Raw genomic sequence first — 15,047 nt, forward strand, 5'->3', positions numbered from 1 at the left:
AGCCAAAAGGCTATTAAAATTTAAATATACGGAAATGGAACAAGATGCACAATTTCTAGAGTTTGTGGTGAAAGCTCTGGTTGACAATCCTCAGGATGTGAGGATAACAAGGACGGTGGATGAGATGGGTGTCCTCATGTCGCTTGATGTCAACCCTCTGGATATGGGTAAAATAATCGGTCGTGATGGCAATACCGCTAAAGCTATGCGCACTCTTTTGAGAGTGGTCGGTATGAAAAATAATGCTCGGGTCAATTTGAAAATAAATGAACCAGAAGGTGGCCGCAGACCAGAGCGCAGTGAAAGGAGTGCCAATATGCAGTCAGTGGATGACGTGATAAATGATTTGAAGATGGAGTAATCACTGCATGACTTTCCACATCGTTACACTTTTTCCAGACTCTTTTAAGTCTTATATAAATTCGTCCATTATTGGACGAGCTTTGCGTGATGAAAAAATAAAAATAAAATTTTACAATCCGAGGGATTATACAAAAGATAAACACAGAAGAATCGATCGTAAGCCTTACGCAGGAGGCCCAGGTATGGTCATCGAAGCCTTACCTGTAATCAAAGCTATTGAAGCAGCGATAAAAAATACCAGGACTTTGAAAATTATTTGGACTTCTCCATCAGGTAAGCAGTTTGATAATGCTTATGCTGAGAAGGTTTCAAAAAAATTTACAGATATAATAATTATTTGCGGTAGATACGAGGGTATCGATGCTAGAGTTCGTAAAATTTTTAAGGCAGAACAAATTTCAGTGGGGCCTTTTGTGGTTACGGGAGGGGAGTTGCCAGCTATGATTATCCTCGACACCATTTCGCGTCGTATTCCTGGAGTGCTTGGGAAAATAGAGTCAGTAGAAGAAAATAGGGTTGCGAGTAGCGATGTCTACACTCGCCCTGAAGTTTTTGAGTATCAAAAGAAAAAATACAAAGTGCCTAAGATTCTTCTATCTGGACATCAAAAAAATATAGAGGATTGGAAGAAGTCAAAAAATAAATAAATTTTATATCAAAGGCTTGGGCTGGCATCTCTGCCAGCCCGTATGGTATGGTCGCACCGTCAGAAGAGGCGAAAAATTTCGCAGTTCTTGGGGGTTTTCGCGCTTGCGAAGTCGTGATGTGTTTTTCCCTCGATCACCAACCTCATTGCTCGGAGGAATGCTCCGTGGGAGACGATTAGCACGTCTTCATTCTCTTGGACGTCCTTGGTAATTTCCAGCACCCTTTTGTGCGCTTCGGAAGCTCTTTCGCAGAGCATCTCGTCGTTCTCGTACCCCTCGGCCTCTTCGATGTACACATGGTCACCGACATTGCGGTACTTCGTGGCATGTTTCGAGAGTTCACTGTACTTGACCCCCGTGCACACCCCACAGTTTCTCTCGATAAGGATAGGCATTCCGAACATCGGAACACCGAGATGTATCTGGCAGGCAAATGCCATAAGCGATGCTCGTTTTAGCGGCGAGGTCAGGATCATCTTGATGTTGTACTCCTGGCCGCTCACAAGCATCACTAATCGTTGAAGTTGCCCGTATCCGGCCGAGCTTATTTCTGTTTCTCTGCGCCCGTTTAGGATTTTCTTCGCGTTGTCTACATCTTCCGGATGTCGCACCGCGTACACCGCCATAAAGATCGCCTTCTTTCTGGACCCGAGTCCTTTCTAACTATCTAATTTTTCTTTTATTCCCACAACTTGCAAATTATTTTTACATATGCTATAATTTATAGCAGAAAGGGGTTGGACGATGAACGTCTACCAGAAAGTGAGTACTGCCGTTGCTCTGTTTTTGTATCTGCCACTCGCGTTGCAGATACTGAATGGCGAGGTAACGCAGAACCTCGCTACATGGATCCTCTGGGGAACTCTCGACGGGATCGCGGCCGCTTCTATGTTCAGGAAGGGAGGGAATTGGCATCTTCCCACTGCTTACGTTGCGGGCTCTGTGTTTACTCTGGTCTGCATGATCAATAAACACATCTTCGCTTGGACATGGTTTGAGACGCTGATCTGCTTTATGGTCGTCGCCTGTGTAGTCGGATGGAAAATGTCGGGTTCTACACTCGCGACCATCTTGTCGAGTATCGGCACCGCCTTAGCTGGTGTGCCCCAGCTGAAAGATGCCATAGCTGACCCCACGGCAATGCCGTTTGAGATATACCTCGGTTTTCTCGGGGTGAACATTCTCTCGGTAAAGGGTGGGAAGGACTGGTCAATCAAAGAACGGTTCTATCCCATCTGCTGCGGCGTTATCTGCGTAGCGATCGTCGTCGCTTCTGCTCGCAAATTCTTCTAGTTTGTTGATCTCGACCCAAGGCTCCTCACGTGCAAAATGTTATGCGCGCGGAGGAGTCTTTTCGTTTGTATCTGTATAGTGTATATTCATCGCGGGAGGTTCTATGTTGATATCTGAAGCGGCTGACAAGATTGTTGTCTGTCCACGTTGTGGTTGGAAAGGCCATCTTTCAGAAGTGGCATCTGTGCCTCTCTCTGAACTTCTACCTGAATATCGGGCGACAGAACATCGCTGCCCTGTATCAACCTGTCGTAAGTTACTGGGGTGTTCTAATGCAACGGAAACCCTTTTTGCTGACGGTGTCCAGGTCCAGGAGGCCTCAGCAGTATGAAGTCCAATCGAGCTCCCTCGTGCATGAAGTTATGTGCACTGGGGAGCTTTCTCGTTGAAAACGTTACTATCCACAAGATAGCTTGACAGCTTGACAAGTAATTCGACTTGACTATAATAGTATTTACTATTGTTCGATTGAGTTACGGAGGAACCAATAGGCAGCTTTTATTACGAGGGATAAAGGGTCACTGCCTTGTACTATTATTTGTACTATCATTTGTCACTTGATTTCTATTACGCATAAAATAAAATACTAAATTTTTTCCGTTGTGTTCCTTCTAAAAGGAAGGAATAGCGGGTTTTTGTGCGTTTTGGAGCTTCGGATTTTGAGGGGATTTAGTAAATCTAAAAAAATTTTAAATTCACATGCAAAAAACAGCACTACCTAAGAAATATTTCAGTCGCTACAAGAAGCCTCTCGCGCCGATACCTAATCTGGTCAAGGATCAAGTCGATTCTTTCGATTGGTTGGTGAAAGAAGGCCTGAAGGAGGTTTTCAATGAATTTTCTTCCATCCAAGATTTCTCTGGTAAAAAATTCCAACTCGATTTCACCGATTTTGAGTTGGAGAAGCCTCGCTATGATGAATATTATGCTAAGGATAAGAAGCTTTCCTACGAAGCCCCTCTCAAAGTAACCGTCCGCCTCACCAACAAACTGATGAGCACCGTGAAGGACCAGGAAATATTTATGGCCGATTTTCCTATTATTACCGACCACGGCACTTTTATTATAGGAGGAGTGGAGAGAGTGATTGTGCCTCAACTTACTCGATCTTCCGGAGCGATGTTTACCAGTGTAGTCATGAAGGGCCTCAATCTTTTCGGGGCAAAAATTATTCCAGGTAGAGGAGCTTGGATCGAAATCGAAACTGAGGTAGATAAAAGTTTGTTTGTCCGTATCGATAGAAAAAGGAAGTTCCCAGCCACTGTACTTCTAAGAGCTTTTGGTGCTGAAACTGATACTGATATTTTTGATTTATTTAAAAATAATCCTGCAGCTAAAGAATATATAGAGAAAACTTTGGCCAAGGATCATGCCAAAACAGTGGATGATTCTTTTATAGAGATACATAGGAGGTTACGTGATGGCGATTTGGCGACAGCAGAGAATGCTCGTGAATTTGTCAAAGGCCTATTCGGGGTGGAGCGATATGACCTGTCAAAAGTTGGTCGTTTCCGTTTCAATTCTAGGTTCGGTAAAACTCTCGGAGGGAAGGAAGCGGATAGGAAAACTCTTTCTCTCGACGATCTCGCTACTATCATAAATCACATCGTCACTCTCAATATTACTCCAGGTTCTACGCCTGACGATATCGATCACCTTTCTTCTAGGAGAGTGCGTTATGTCGGTGAACTTTTCCAGCAGAAAATCCGTTTTGGTATGGCTCAAATCAAGCGTAATATTCAAAATAGGATGTCGACTATCGAAACTGACGTCACTCTTCCAGTACAATTTATTTCGCCTAAGCCGTTGCAGGCTCGTATCAAAGAATTTTTTGCTACCAACCAGCTCTCACAATTTATGAGTCAGGAAAATTCCCTGGCTGAAATCGAACATTTACGTACTCTCTCGGCTCTCGGCCCTGGAGGCCTCAATCGTTCTCGCGCTGGATTCGAAGTGCGCGATGTACATCCTTCGCACTACGGTAGGCTTTGTCCCATCCACACTCCTGAAGGTCCAAACATCGGCCTAGTACTTCACCTTGCCGCTTATGCTCGTATCAACGAATTTGGCATTATCGAAACTCCTTATGCCAAAGTAAAAAATGGTAAAGTTTCAAGTGATGTGGTTTACCTCAACGCATTGGAAGATGAAAAATTCAATATCGCTCATGCCGCTACTCCATGTGACGAAGAAGGTAACATTATTCCAGAGACTGTGGAGATACGACATGCAGGTAAGCCGACCCTCTGTCCTAAGAGCAAGGTTGACTATATAGATGTAGCTACTAACCAAGCTTTTTCCGTTGCTACATCCATGATTCCATTCTTGGAAAATGATGATGCGAACAGGTCACTCATGGGTTCCAACATGCAAAAGCAAGCTGTTACCTGCGTTACTCCTGAAGCACCGCTTGTGGCTACCGGTATGGAGGCCCCTGCCATGAGGGATACAGGAAGGCTCATTCTTTCCAAAACTGAAGGTACTGTTACCGCTGTCGATGGAAGAAGCATCAAGGTGAAGGATGGCAAGGGCGAAACTCATGAATACAAACTGATAAACTTTTCCAAAACGAATTCCGCTACCTGTTTCCACCAGAGACCTTCGGTTGATTTGGGTGACAAAGTAAAAAAGGGCGATGTCCTAGCGGATACTTTGACTAGTCAGAATGGGGAAATGGCTATCGGTCAAAACGTGCTGGTAGCTTTCCTTTCTTGGAGTGGCGCCAACTATGAGGATGCAATCATTCTTTCCGAGCGTCTGATCAAAGAAAATAAATTTACTTCGATGCACATCGACGAATTTGTAGTCAGTGTGCGTGATACTAAGCTTGGTCCTGAAGTTACCACTTGTGATATTCCAAATGTGGGCGAAACCAAACTTCGTAACTTGGCGGAGGACGGTATTATCCGTGTCGGCGCTGAGGTCAGGCCAGGTGATATTCTTGTCGGTAAGATTACTCCAAAAGGTGAAACTCAACTTACTCCGGAAGAACGCTTGCTCCGATCGCTCTTCGGAGAAAAAGCTCGTGATGTGAAGGATACTTCCAAGAGGATGGAAGGAGGTAAAAAGGGTAGGGTAATCAGGGTGCAGGTATTTTCTCGAGAACAGGGTGATAAGCTAGACTCTGGTATTTTGAAAAGAATACATATTGAAATTGCTCAAATAAGAAATGTTTCAGTCGGCGATAAACTTGCAGGTCGACATGGTAACAAGGGAGTCATTTCCAAAATATTACCAGTCGAGGATATGCCATACATGGCTGATGGTACTCCGATGGATGTCATCCTTACTCCTCTCGGTGTGCCTAGCCGTATGAACTTGGGTCAAATTTTAGAACTTCATCTCGGGTTAGCCGCGAACACTTTGAAATATCAAGCTGTCGTACCTCCTTTTTCTGGAGCTACTCATGCTGAAGTAAAGGAAGAATTACAGAAGGCGGGATTCAGCGAAACAGGAAAAATCCAACTCTATGATGGTAGGACGGGCATGGCTTTTGAGAAGGAAACAGCTGTCGGTTATATGTATGTCTTGAAGCTTGACCACATGGTGGAGGACAAAATTCACATGCGTTCCATCGGGCCTTACTCTCTTATTACCCAACAGCCTCTTGGTGGTAAGGCTCAGGGCGGAGGCCAGAGGTTTGGAGAAATGGAGGTCTGGGCACTCTTGGGTCATGGTGCTGCTTATGTCCTGCGAGAAATGCTCACTATTAAGTCCGACGATATCGTAGGTAGGAGCGCCGCTTTCGATTCCATCGTCAAGGGAGAGAGGATAAGTGAGTCCAATATCCCAGCTTCCTTCAATGTGCTGATAAACAATCTTCGTGGCCTGGCTCTCGACGTCGACATGATAAAGGAAATTCAAAATTAATTAAAATTTATGAGACCAAATCAATCACAAGAGGCAAATAATTTCGAAGCTATGAAAATAGCTCTCGCTTCGCCGGAGCGTATCAAGGAGTGGTCGTTCGGTGAGGTCACCAAGCCTGAAACCATCAACTATCGCACCCAAAGGAGCGAGCGCAGTGGTCTTTTCGACGAGAAAATATTCGGTCCGGACAAGGATTTTGAATGTTACTGTGGAAAATATCGCGGCATCCGCTACAAAGGCATTGTCTGTGAAAAATGTGGTGTTGAAATCACTCGCTCGATTGTGCGCCGTGAAAGGATGGGCCACATCGAGCTTGCTGCTCCCGTCTCTCATGTTTGGTTTCTCAAATCGATGCCATCGAGGATTTCTCTTATTCTCGGCATTCCTGCACAAGACATAGAGAAGGTGGTTTATTTTGCTGGTTATATCATCACTCGTGTTTCTGCTGAAGAAAAAGCTGGTATCTTGCGCGATCTCGATTCAGAATACAAATCCAAATCAAAACAACTAAATGAGGAAAAAGCTAAGGAATCTTTGAAAGAAAGGCTTCTCGCTACCAAGAAGGAAATCGAAAGCTTGGTTGAAGGTAAAGTCTTGGACGAAGTCGAATATCACAAATATTCAGTGAAGTACGGTACTCTTTTCGAAGCTCAAATAGGTGCTGAAGCCATTTTCGATATTTTCAAGAAAATAGATATGGTTAAATTGGAGAAGAAGTTACTCGAAGAATACGAAAAAGCTGGAGCTATGGAATCAGCCAAAATTGCCAAGCGGCTTTCCACTATTCAGGCCATGATCAAATCAGGAGTGCGTCCAGAATGGATGTTCCTTACCCGTATTCCAGTTATTCCTCCGGCTCTTCGCCCGATGGTGCCTCTTGATGGTGGCAGGTATGCTACAAGCGATGTTAATGACTTATATAGGAGAGTAATCAATCGCAACAACCGATTGAAAAAATTGAAGGAGATCCATGCTCCAGATGTTATTTTGCGTAATGAAAAAAGAATTTTGCAAGAAGCTGTGGACGCTCTGCTCGACAACTCCATCCGTCATGGTTCTCAAAGTGGAGCTACTGCAGGTATCCAGACAAAAGCTAGAGCTTTGAAATCGCTCTCTGATAACCTCAAAGGTAAAAAAGGCCTTTTCCGTCTGAACCTTTTGGGTAAACGCGTCGATTATTCTGGTCGTTCGGTTATCGTCGTTGGTCCCGACCTCAAATTACATCAGTGTGGTTTGCCGAAGTATATGGCTCTCGAACTCTTCAGACCTTTTATTATTTCCGAACTTATCAAGAAGGAGCTGGCTTACAACGTACGTGGAGCCGGGCGACTTATCGATGAAGCTCTGCCTGAGGTTTGGGCTATTCTTGAAGAGGTAATCAAGGGTAAATATGTACTCTTGAACCGAGCTCCTACTCTTCACCGATTGGGCATCCAAGCTTTCCAGCCGATTCTGGTTGAGGGAAGTGCTATTCAGGTGCACCCTCTTACTTGTAATGCTTTTAATGCCGATTTCGATGGCGACACTATGTCAGTCCATGTTCCTCTTTCTGAAGAGGCACAGATGGAAGCCAAGGAAATCATGGCCGCCAATAAAAACATCTTGAAGCCGGGAAGCGGCGATCCTACTATTTCGAACAAACCCCTCGATATTATTCTGGGTTGTTATTGGATGACAAAAGACGTATCGGGAGAAAAAGGGGAGAACATGATTTTTGAGGATCCAAACAGTGCCATCATTGCTTACAACTTCAGTGCTGTTAGTTTACGCGCTAAGATTAAAGTTCTAGGCAACGATTCTCTGAAGTACGCACAATTCGGAGGTAAGATTTTCGAAACTACCATTGGTAAAATCCTCTTCAACTTCGTATTGCCTCCAGATTATCCTTTTGTCAACTATGAAGTAACTAAGAAGAAATTAGTTCAGCTTGTCGACGATCTTACTAAAATTTATGGCATAGGATCTGTACCGGCCATCATGGATAAAATAAAAGAATTTGGTTTTCGTTACGCTACTGTTTCTGGTACTACTTGGGCCATGTACGACATCAATGTGCCGGAGGAAAAGCACGCTGTTATTGAAGGGGCTTTGAAGAAAGTGGAGGAAGTTTCTAATCAGTACGATCAAGGTTTGGTTTCGGAAGAAGAGAAGAAAATAAAAAATATTGAAATTTGGACAGCCGCTAAAGACGATATTGAGAAGAAAGTGCAGGATTCGCTTGATAAAACAGGCTCTGTTTACGATCTAGTCAATTCTGGAGCCAGAGGTTCCTTCGGACAGCTTACTCAGATGATTGGTATGAAAGGACTTATCGTGAACACTGCTGGAGAAACTATCGATTTTCCTATCACTTCTTCTTACAAAGAAGGCCTGACTCCGCTTGAATACTTCATCACTACTCACGGTGCTCGTAAGGGTATGACGGACACGGCTCTCAATACCGCTAAAGCCGGTTATCTCACGAGGAGACTTTTCGATGTAGCCCAGGATGCTATTGTTTTGGAAGAGGACTGTAAAACCAAAGAGGGTATTATAATTAGTCGAGAAACCTCTGCAGGTATGGAAGTATCTCTCTCTAAACTGGTCAAGGGCCGCTACCTTTCACATGATGTTCTCGATAAAGAGGGTAAAACTCTGTTTGAAAGGAATCATTATTTAACTAAGGAAGATGCGAAGGCGATAGAAGACGCGGGAGTAGAGAGTGTTACCGTCCGTTCTCCTCTTACTTGCAAAACTTTAAGTGGCGTTTGTATCTATTGCTACGGCTCTGATCTCGGTCGCGATGAGGTTATAGATATTGGTGAAGCTATCGGTACTGTGGCTGCTCAGGCGATCGGCGAGCCTGGTACTCAGCTGACGATGAGGACCTTCCATGCTGGAGGTACCGCATCTGTCGGAGGCGACATTACTCAAGGTTTGCCTCGTGTTGAGGAAATTTTCGAAAATCGTACTCCTAAAAATCCTGCCCTAGTCTCACATATCGATGGTATCGTGTCCGAGATAAAGAGTGACGGTAAAGACAGAACCATAATACTGGCTTCTTCAGGGGCAGAAAAAAGTAAAGCTAAATCAAATCTTGAATATGCCGTAAACTTCAACCGCGTTATCTTGGTGAAGCAAGGGGATGAAATAAAGAAAGGTGATGTTATGACTGATGGTTCCATTGATCTTGATGAATTGTTCAAGTATGCCGGTAAGGAAGCTACCCAGAATTACATCATCGATGAAATTACCAAAATTTATGAGCTTCAGGGAGAGCCAGTTTCTAGGAAACATATAGAAGTTATCATAAGGCAAATGTTTAGCCGTCGTAAAATCAAGAGCCCAGGCGATACCACCTTCTCTTCAAGTGATGTTATTCCTCTTTCTGAAGTGGAAAAAGTAAATAATGTCATGAAGGAGCAGAATAAAGAAGAAGCCAAGACGGAGGCTGTCTTGCTTGGGATATCAGAGGTTTCTTTGACTAGGACTAGTTTCCTCTCATCCGCTTCCTTTGAGCGCACCACCAGGTCTCTTATCACCAACTCACTTCGTGGAGCCGTGGACAACCTTACCGGCCTCAAGGAAAATGTCATCATCGGCCGTGTCATCCCTGCTGGTACCGGTTTCCCAGGTAGCCGCAAGTTCAAGATGATACAAGAATTGCAGGAGAAGTTGGATAGAAGATAATTAATTGAAAGATGGAAAAAAGGAAAGATGGAAAGATTTGGGGAGGGGGAAATTAAAAGATTATGGTTTACAAAAGATTCGAGGAGATAAAAGTGTGGGATGAATCGAGAAACTTTGTAAATGACATATACAATCTTTTCAGAACCCATCAAAAGCTTAGCAAAGACTATTCTCTAGTGGATCAACTAAAAAGAGCCTCATACTCTATAATGCTCAATATTGCTGAAGGCTTTGAGAGAGGATCAAATAAAGAGTTTGCTAACTTCCTTAATATTGCTAAGGGTTCTGCTGGCGAAGTTCGCTCGATTCTCTATATTTTGAAAGATAATCAGTATATAAACGAAAGTGAATTTGAGAATCTTTGTTTGAAGGTCGAAAATATTTCCACCCAGCTTTCAAACTTCAGAAAATTCTTGATTGCTAATATAAAAAAATAAAATGGAAGCAGTTGGAAAAACAAATACCCCATTCATATATCCTTCTGTCGAAAAAGAGATTGGAGAAATCGAGAGAGTGGCTAGAGAATTGAATTTAGGAAAGTCCTTCGCCAATGATTTTTTAGAGAGATCCAAACATACAGAACTTGTAGAACTATCTGAGAATGATTGGTCAAGGCTAGAAAATACAGACTCGTTTGTTATTTCTGTTGGTGATTGGGATTCTGTAGCGAAAAATACCCTCGCCGGTCGGCTGGAAAATCCACGTAATTCAGAATTATTGAAGTCAAAAATTGAATCTGGGGTAGTTCTCGATGCTCCTATTGTTGTAAAGATAGGAGATGTGTTGCATTTAGTTAGTGGCAATACACGTCTTATGGTAGCAAGAGCTTTGGGAATTAGACCGAAGGTATTGATTGTGGACATGAACTAATTTAATCTTTCCATTTTTCCATTTTTAAATCTTTCCTTATGACTTCCTCCCCCGTAGAACAAATAAAAGATCGGCTCGATGTGGTCGAGGTTCTTGGGTCGTATATAAAACTAGATAAGGCTGGTAGAAACTATAAAGCTCGTTGCCCTTTCCACAATGAAAAGACACCCTCTTTTATCGTCTCTCCCGAAAGGCAGTCCTTCTACTGTTTTGGTTGTCAGGCTAAGGGTGATATGTTCGAATTTGTCCAAAAGTTTGAAGGTCTTGATTTTAGGGAAACTCTGAAGCTCCTCGCGGAAAAAGCTGGAGTAGAACTCAAAAATTATGACAACCACGCTCATGGTGAAGAGAAGAATAGAAAAGAAAAAATAATCGAAGTTCTTGATGCAGCTACTACTTTGTATGAAAATCTTTTGGCCAGTGGAAATCGTGTGTCCACAGAAATAATGCGTTATTTAGAGGCCAGGGGGATTAAAAAAGAAACTATAAAGAAATGGCGAATCGGATGGGCTCCAGAAGGGTGGAGAACAGCGCTCACTGGTCTAGGAGAAATGGGATTTAAAGAAAAAGAATTATTAGAGGCAGGATTGATCAAAAAAACTGAAGATGGAAGCAAAACATACGATGTATTTCGAGGCCGAATCATGTTTCCCATCTTTGATCCGAGTGGGGAGGTGATCGCTTTCTCCGGGCGCATCTATAATGATCTCGGCAATTCTCCTAAATATGTCAATACTCCCGAAACTTTAGTTTTCAAAAAATCTGATGTGCTTTATGGTTTACACGAAGCTAAAAGCGAAATACGTCGGCTCGACTATACTGTATTAGTCGAGGGCCAGGTAGACTTAGTTCTCTCACATCAGGCTGGAGTGCGTAATACTGTCGCCAGTTCGGGCACTGCCCTCACGGAATCCCATTTGAAGCGGATTCAGAAATTGTCGAACCGTTGTATTATCGCCTACGACAGCGATCCCGCTGGTCGGAGTGCCGCCAAAAGGAGTGGCGAGCTTGCTCTTTCTCTTGGTATGGAAGTAAAAATTGCTTCTCTGCCTGACGGGGAAGATCCGGGCGATGTTATCTTGAAATCGGGAGATAAGTGGAAAGAGCTCTTGAAATCATCCGTTAATCTGGTAGAATTCGTAATCGACGAAGCGGTACGGAAAAATAAAAAAATTGGTGAACTCCCACGTGAGTTCAATAAGTCCGTAATACCACTTCTATCTTTGATTCAAAGCGAGATGGCCCGCTCTGAATTTGTAACTCTTTCTGCTCGCAAGACTGGCTTGCCAGAGAGTAGTATTTTGGGAGATTTAAAAAAATTTTCTAGTAAGGCCTTACTCTCAAATAATGAGAGAGAGCAAAATAAAGAAACTTCGGTTGAGCCGTTTGTCCTTACTCCGGAAGAAATGCTTGCTGGTATTATCGTTGGTTCTCTTCTTCCAGAAAAAAATCAGGAAGAAATCAGAGAACGGTTTAAGGAAATGTTGGGAGAAGAATTTTTTCGGGAGCTTGTCGAAAATTCAAGATTCGACAAGGATACTCTCATCTTTGAAACTGAGGCTCGTTTCGATGGGTTTGATATAAGCGAAGTTGCTCAGGAGTTACTTACAAGGATAGAAAAAAGCATTCTACTACGACGTCTTTCTGGATTGGGTAGAGAGCTTGATAATGTCGAGAGTGATTCGGAAAGGGATAAATTAAAAGAGGAGGCGCTCTCTGTTTCAAAAAGACTTTCTAATATTTAAATTAAAAATTAATTCATTCTTCGAAAAACCAGATGTCAAAAAAAATAGCTAAAACTAAAAAATATAAAAAACTAAAAACAGCTCGCTTGAAAAAGGTGGTGAAGAAGCCTGCAAAAAAAGCCATAAAGAAAGAGGTAAAATCAAAGAAGCTTAAAAAAGAAGCTCCAGCTCAAAAGGCAAAGAAGTCAGCTATGGATGCCGGTGCTCTTCGCCTCATAGCCAAAGGTAAGGATAGAGGCTTCATTACCTACGATGAAATATTAAAAGAATTTCCAACTGTCGAGAATGATGTCATTTTTCTGGAAGGATTGTATGAAAAACTTTCAGGTTCAGGTATCGATGTGCTCGAAGGAGGCGGTCTTTTGGATGAATCGGCCTCAAACAAAACTCTCGATTATGTAAAAGAAGATGGTACTTATGATTCTATACAGATGTATTTGAAAGAAATTGGTCAACACCAACTCATTACTGGAGCTATGGAAAAAGAGCTGGCTAAAAGAATTGCTCTTGGCGATCTCGAGGCTAAAAATCTTTTAGCTCGTGCCAACCTGCGACTAGTAGTTTCTATCGCCAAAAAATATATTGGCCGTTCTGCCGACCTTACTCTCCTCGATCTTATCCAGGAAGGGAACCTGGGGCTTTTCAAAGCGGTTGATAAATTCGATTGGACCAAGGGTTATAAATTTTCCACCTATGCTACTTGGTGGATTCGACAGGCTATTACTCGTGCTCTTGCCGATCAATCACGCACTATCCGTGTGCCGGTGCATATGGTTGAAACTATTGCTAAATATAAGCAGGTAGTGAGGAGGCTTTCTCAAGATTTGGGTCGCGATCCACTAGCTGAGGAAATTGCGCTGGAAATGAATATCGAACCGGAGAAGGTCTATATGATCGAAAAAATCGATCAAGCCACTGTATCCCTTGAGACTCCAGTAGGGGATGAGGAAGACAAGTCGACTTTAGGAGACTTCATGGCTGATGATAAAATACTTTCTCCTGATCAGGAATCCAATCGTCGCATTATTCGTGACCAACTGATGGAAATTCTAGCCGAGCTTCCGGAAAAAGAGAGGAGAATTATAGAAATGAGGAACGGCTTAGCCGATGGCATCTATCATACTTTGGAAGATGTGGGTAAAGAGTTTGGGGTTACTCGTGAACGTATCCGTCAAATCGAAGCCAAAGCTCTGGAAAAAATGCGTCAGCATGAAAAGGCAAACCGTCTTCAGAATTATTTATAAAAAGTGATAGCGGGCGGGCCTTGAGGGTCCGCCCGCTGTGTTACTGCTCGACGACCTCCAATACATCGTCGAACCTGAGGTTTCTGCCGCTGATGCCCGTCCAGAAGTTTCTTCGGGCTAGTTTCAGAAAGTCGGCTTCTTGACCTGGGGCCAAGCTTACCTCTATCGTCTCGGGGTCGTGGGTCACTATCGTTATTACCCTGAGAGTCCTGACCAAGGCGCTCTCGATCTGTTCCTTGTGGGTGCTCCACCCAAATCTGATCTTTAGCCGCATTGTGTGCTGCCTCCTGACTACTATTATATCATATCTACAGTATTTTGCAAGCAAGAGCGACGTGCTATAATCTTTAGGTGAAAGAGGCTTCAAAAAATCAAATTCTCCTGATCGTGGCGGCGATAATGTTATTAGCTTTGGTTGGTTGGGGTGGTTTTAAATTTTATAAAACTGCAGAGAATTTGAAGATGACTAAAGTCGAACTTGCGAGCACTACTGCTGCTCTCCTAACTAAAACATCAGAAGGTGTTGTTCTTAATGATGCTCTTTATTCAGAACAGCAAAAAAATTCATATTTTGAAAATCAAATAAAAGAAATTGCGGGTACTGTAGGAGTGTTGGACAAACTTTCGAAAACCGATAAAGAGCTTTTGCAGAAGTATTCCAAAGTATATTTCTTGAACGAACATTATGTACCACAGTCGCTTGCTACGATTACCCCTATATATGTGAATGAAGAAAATAGATCGTATAAAATCCACTCAAAAATATTATCTTATTTAGAAAACATGATGCGGGAGGCTGAAGTGGCCAACACTCCTATACGAATCGTCTCTGCTTATCGCTCATATGATGAGCAGGTAGCATTGAAGGGAAATTATCAATTTACGTATGGCACTGGAGCCAATACCTTTTCTGCCGATCAGGGATACTCTGAGCATCAACTTGGCACAACTGTTGATTTTACTACAGTGAAATTAGGAGGAAATTTTAACCAGTTTGCTGATACTCTTGGCTATAAATGGCTTTTAGATAACGCTTATAAATATGGTTTTATACTTTCGTATCCGGAAAATAATTCTTACTATCAGTTTGAGCCGTGGCATTGGAGGTTCGTTGGTAAAAGTTTGGCTATGATGCTTTACGAAGAAAAACAAAACTTCTACGATGTCGATCAGCGCAAAATCGACGCTTATTTAGTAAAAATATTTGATTAATCTTGCGGTATGTATAAAAACGATGAGCGCGCGGATGGCCGCGCGCTCTAGCTTGTTTTGGACTCGATAAACTTCTTGAGTCCGAGCTCAACTACTCTGTATTGGAAGTATTCCTCTTGGGAACCGAGCCACTG

General features: G+C 42.9%; 13 protein-coding genes. 11 read left to right on the forward strand and 2 right to left on the reverse strand.

Translation table 11 applies throughout. The features are described from left to right. Positions 1 to 34: 34 nt before the first annotated feature. A complete protein-coding gene (locus tag VJH67_03615; protein HEY4516245.1) occupies positions 35 to 361 on the forward strand; it encodes a KH domain-containing protein in 327 nt (108 codons plus the stop codon). Between the two features lie 7 nt (positions 362 to 368). After that, positions 369 to 1,010, forward strand: coding sequence for a tRNA (guanosine(37)-N1)-methyltransferase TrmD (gene trmD, locus VJH67_03620; protein ID HEY4516246.1), 642 nt, complete (start codon positions 369 to 371; stop codon positions 1,008 to 1,010). Between the two features lie 59 nt (positions 1,011 to 1,069). Here the strand turns inward: trmD and VJH67_03625 are convergent, their stop codons facing one another. Beyond that, positions 1,070 to 1,636, reverse strand: coding sequence for a phosphoglycerate mutase family protein (locus tag VJH67_03625; GenBank protein HEY4516247.1), 567 nt, complete (start codon positions 1,634 to 1,636; stop codon positions 1,070 to 1,072). Between the two features lie 118 nt (positions 1,637 to 1,754). On the opposite strand from VJH67_03625, the gene VJH67_03630 reads away from it, so the two are divergent. The 8 genes from VJH67_03630 to VJH67_03665 all read left to right on the forward strand — a co-directional run bounded on the left by VJH67_03630 (position 1,755) and on the right by VJH67_03665 (position 13,701). Beyond that, positions 1,755 to 2,303: a hypothetical protein gene (locus VJH67_03630; protein ID HEY4516248.1), complete on the forward strand. Its 549-nt coding sequence runs from the start codon at positions 1,755 to 1,757 to the stop codon at positions 2,301 to 2,303. A 103-nt stretch (positions 2,304 to 2,406) separates the two neighbouring features. Next, positions 2,407 to 2,634, forward strand: coding sequence for a hypothetical protein (locus tag VJH67_03635; protein HEY4516249.1), 228 nt, complete (start codon positions 2,407 to 2,409; stop codon positions 2,632 to 2,634). Positions 2,635 to 3,002: 368 nt separating this feature from the next. Next, positions 3,003 to 6,173, forward strand: a complete 3,171-nt coding sequence (locus VJH67_03640) for a DNA-directed RNA polymerase subunit beta (protein ID HEY4516250.1) — start codon at positions 3,003 to 3,005, stop codon at positions 6,171 to 6,173. A 9-nt stretch (positions 6,174 to 6,182) separates the two neighbouring features. Next, entirely contained in the window at positions 6,183 to 9,842 is a 3,660-nt protein-coding gene (rpoC, locus tag VJH67_03645; protein HEY4516251.1) for a DNA-directed RNA polymerase subunit beta', read from the forward strand. A gap of 62 nt (positions 9,843 to 9,904) precedes the next feature. Continuing rightward, positions 9,905 to 10,279 (forward strand): four helix bundle protein, encoded by a 375-nt coding sequence (locus tag VJH67_03650; protein ID HEY4516252.1) that lies wholly within the window; start codon positions 9,905 to 9,907, stop codon positions 10,277 to 10,279. A gap of 1 nt (position 10,280) precedes the next feature. Then, positions 10,281 to 10,712 carry a hypothetical protein gene (locus VJH67_03655; protein HEY4516253.1) on the forward strand — a complete coding sequence of 144 codons (432 nt, stop codon included), beginning with the start codon at positions 10,281 to 10,283 and terminating at the stop codon, positions 10,710 to 10,712. Between the two features lie 38 nt (positions 10,713 to 10,750). Then, on the forward strand, positions 10,751 to 12,457 hold the full coding sequence (gene dnaG, locus VJH67_03660) for a DNA primase (GenBank protein HEY4516254.1): 1,707 nt from the start codon (positions 10,751 to 10,753) through the stop codon (positions 12,455 to 12,457). Positions 12,458 to 12,489: 32 nt separating this feature from the next. Beyond that, complete coding sequence (locus VJH67_03665) at positions 12,490 to 13,701, forward strand: sigma-70 family RNA polymerase sigma factor (protein HEY4516255.1); 1,212 nt, start codon at positions 12,490 to 12,492, stop codon at positions 13,699 to 13,701. Positions 13,702 to 13,741: 40 nt separating this feature from the next. Here the strand turns inward: VJH67_03665 and VJH67_03670 are convergent, their stop codons facing one another. Next, positions 13,742 to 14,068, reverse strand: a complete 327-nt coding sequence (locus tag VJH67_03670) for a hypothetical protein (GenBank protein HEY4516256.1) — start codon at positions 14,066 to 14,068, stop codon at positions 13,742 to 13,744. On the opposite strand from VJH67_03670, the gene VJH67_03675 reads away from it, so the two are divergent. Then, positions 14,053 to 14,913 carry a M15 family metallopeptidase gene (locus VJH67_03675; GenBank protein HEY4516257.1) on the forward strand — a complete coding sequence of 287 codons (861 nt, stop codon included), beginning with the start codon at positions 14,053 to 14,055 and terminating at the stop codon, positions 14,911 to 14,913. The two genes, VJH67_03670 and VJH67_03675, sit on opposite strands and share 16 nt — an antisense overlap. The last annotated feature ends 134 nt before the right edge of the window (positions 14,914 to 15,047 follow it).

Source organism: Candidatus Paceibacterota bacterium (assembly GCA_036517255.1).
Taxonomy (GTDB): Bacteria; Patescibacteriota; Minisyncoccia; order Phycocordibacterales; family WO2-35-19; genus DATDXE01.

What these genes read in the sequence shown, in the direction of transcription:
- trmD (HEY4516246.1), top strand. Translation starts at nt 369, where the DNA reads ATGACTTTCCACATCGTTACACTTTTTCCAGACTCTTTTAAGTCTTAT.
- VJH67_03630 (HEY4516248.1), top strand. Translation starts at nt 1,755, where the DNA reads ATGAACGTCTACCAGAAAGTGAGTACTGCCGTTGCTCTGTTTTTGTAT.
- rpoC (HEY4516251.1), top strand. Translation starts at nt 6,183, where the DNA reads ATGAGACCAAATCAATCACAAGAGGCAAATAATTTCGAAGCTATGAAA.
- VJH67_03655 (HEY4516253.1), top strand. Translation starts at nt 10,281, where the DNA reads ATGGAAGCAGTTGGAAAAACAAATACCCCATTCATATATCCTTCTGTC.
- dnaG (HEY4516254.1), top strand. Translation starts at nt 10,751, where the DNA reads ATGACTTCCTCCCCCGTAGAACAAATAAAAGATCGGCTCGATGTGGTC.
- VJH67_03615 (HEY4516245.1), top strand. Translation starts at nt 35, where the DNA reads ATGGAACAAGATGCACAATTTCTAGAGTTTGTGGTGAAAGCTCTGGTT.
- VJH67_03665 (HEY4516255.1), top strand. Translation starts at nt 12,490, where the DNA reads ATGTCAAAAAAAATAGCTAAAACTAAAAAATATAAAAAACTAAAAACA.
- VJH67_03635 (HEY4516249.1), top strand. Translation starts at nt 2,407, where the DNA reads ATGTTGATATCTGAAGCGGCTGACAAGATTGTTGTCTGTCCACGTTGT.
- VJH67_03650 (HEY4516252.1), top strand. Translation starts at nt 9,905, where the DNA reads ATGGTTTACAAAAGATTCGAGGAGATAAAAGTGTGGGATGAATCGAGA.
- VJH67_03640 (HEY4516250.1), top strand. Translation starts at nt 3,003, where the DNA reads ATGCAAAAAACAGCACTACCTAAGAAATATTTCAGTCGCTACAAGAAG.
- VJH67_03625 (HEY4516247.1), bottom strand. Translation starts at nt 1,636, where the DNA reads ATGGCGGTGTACGCGGTGCGACATCCGGAAGATGTAGACAACGCGAAG.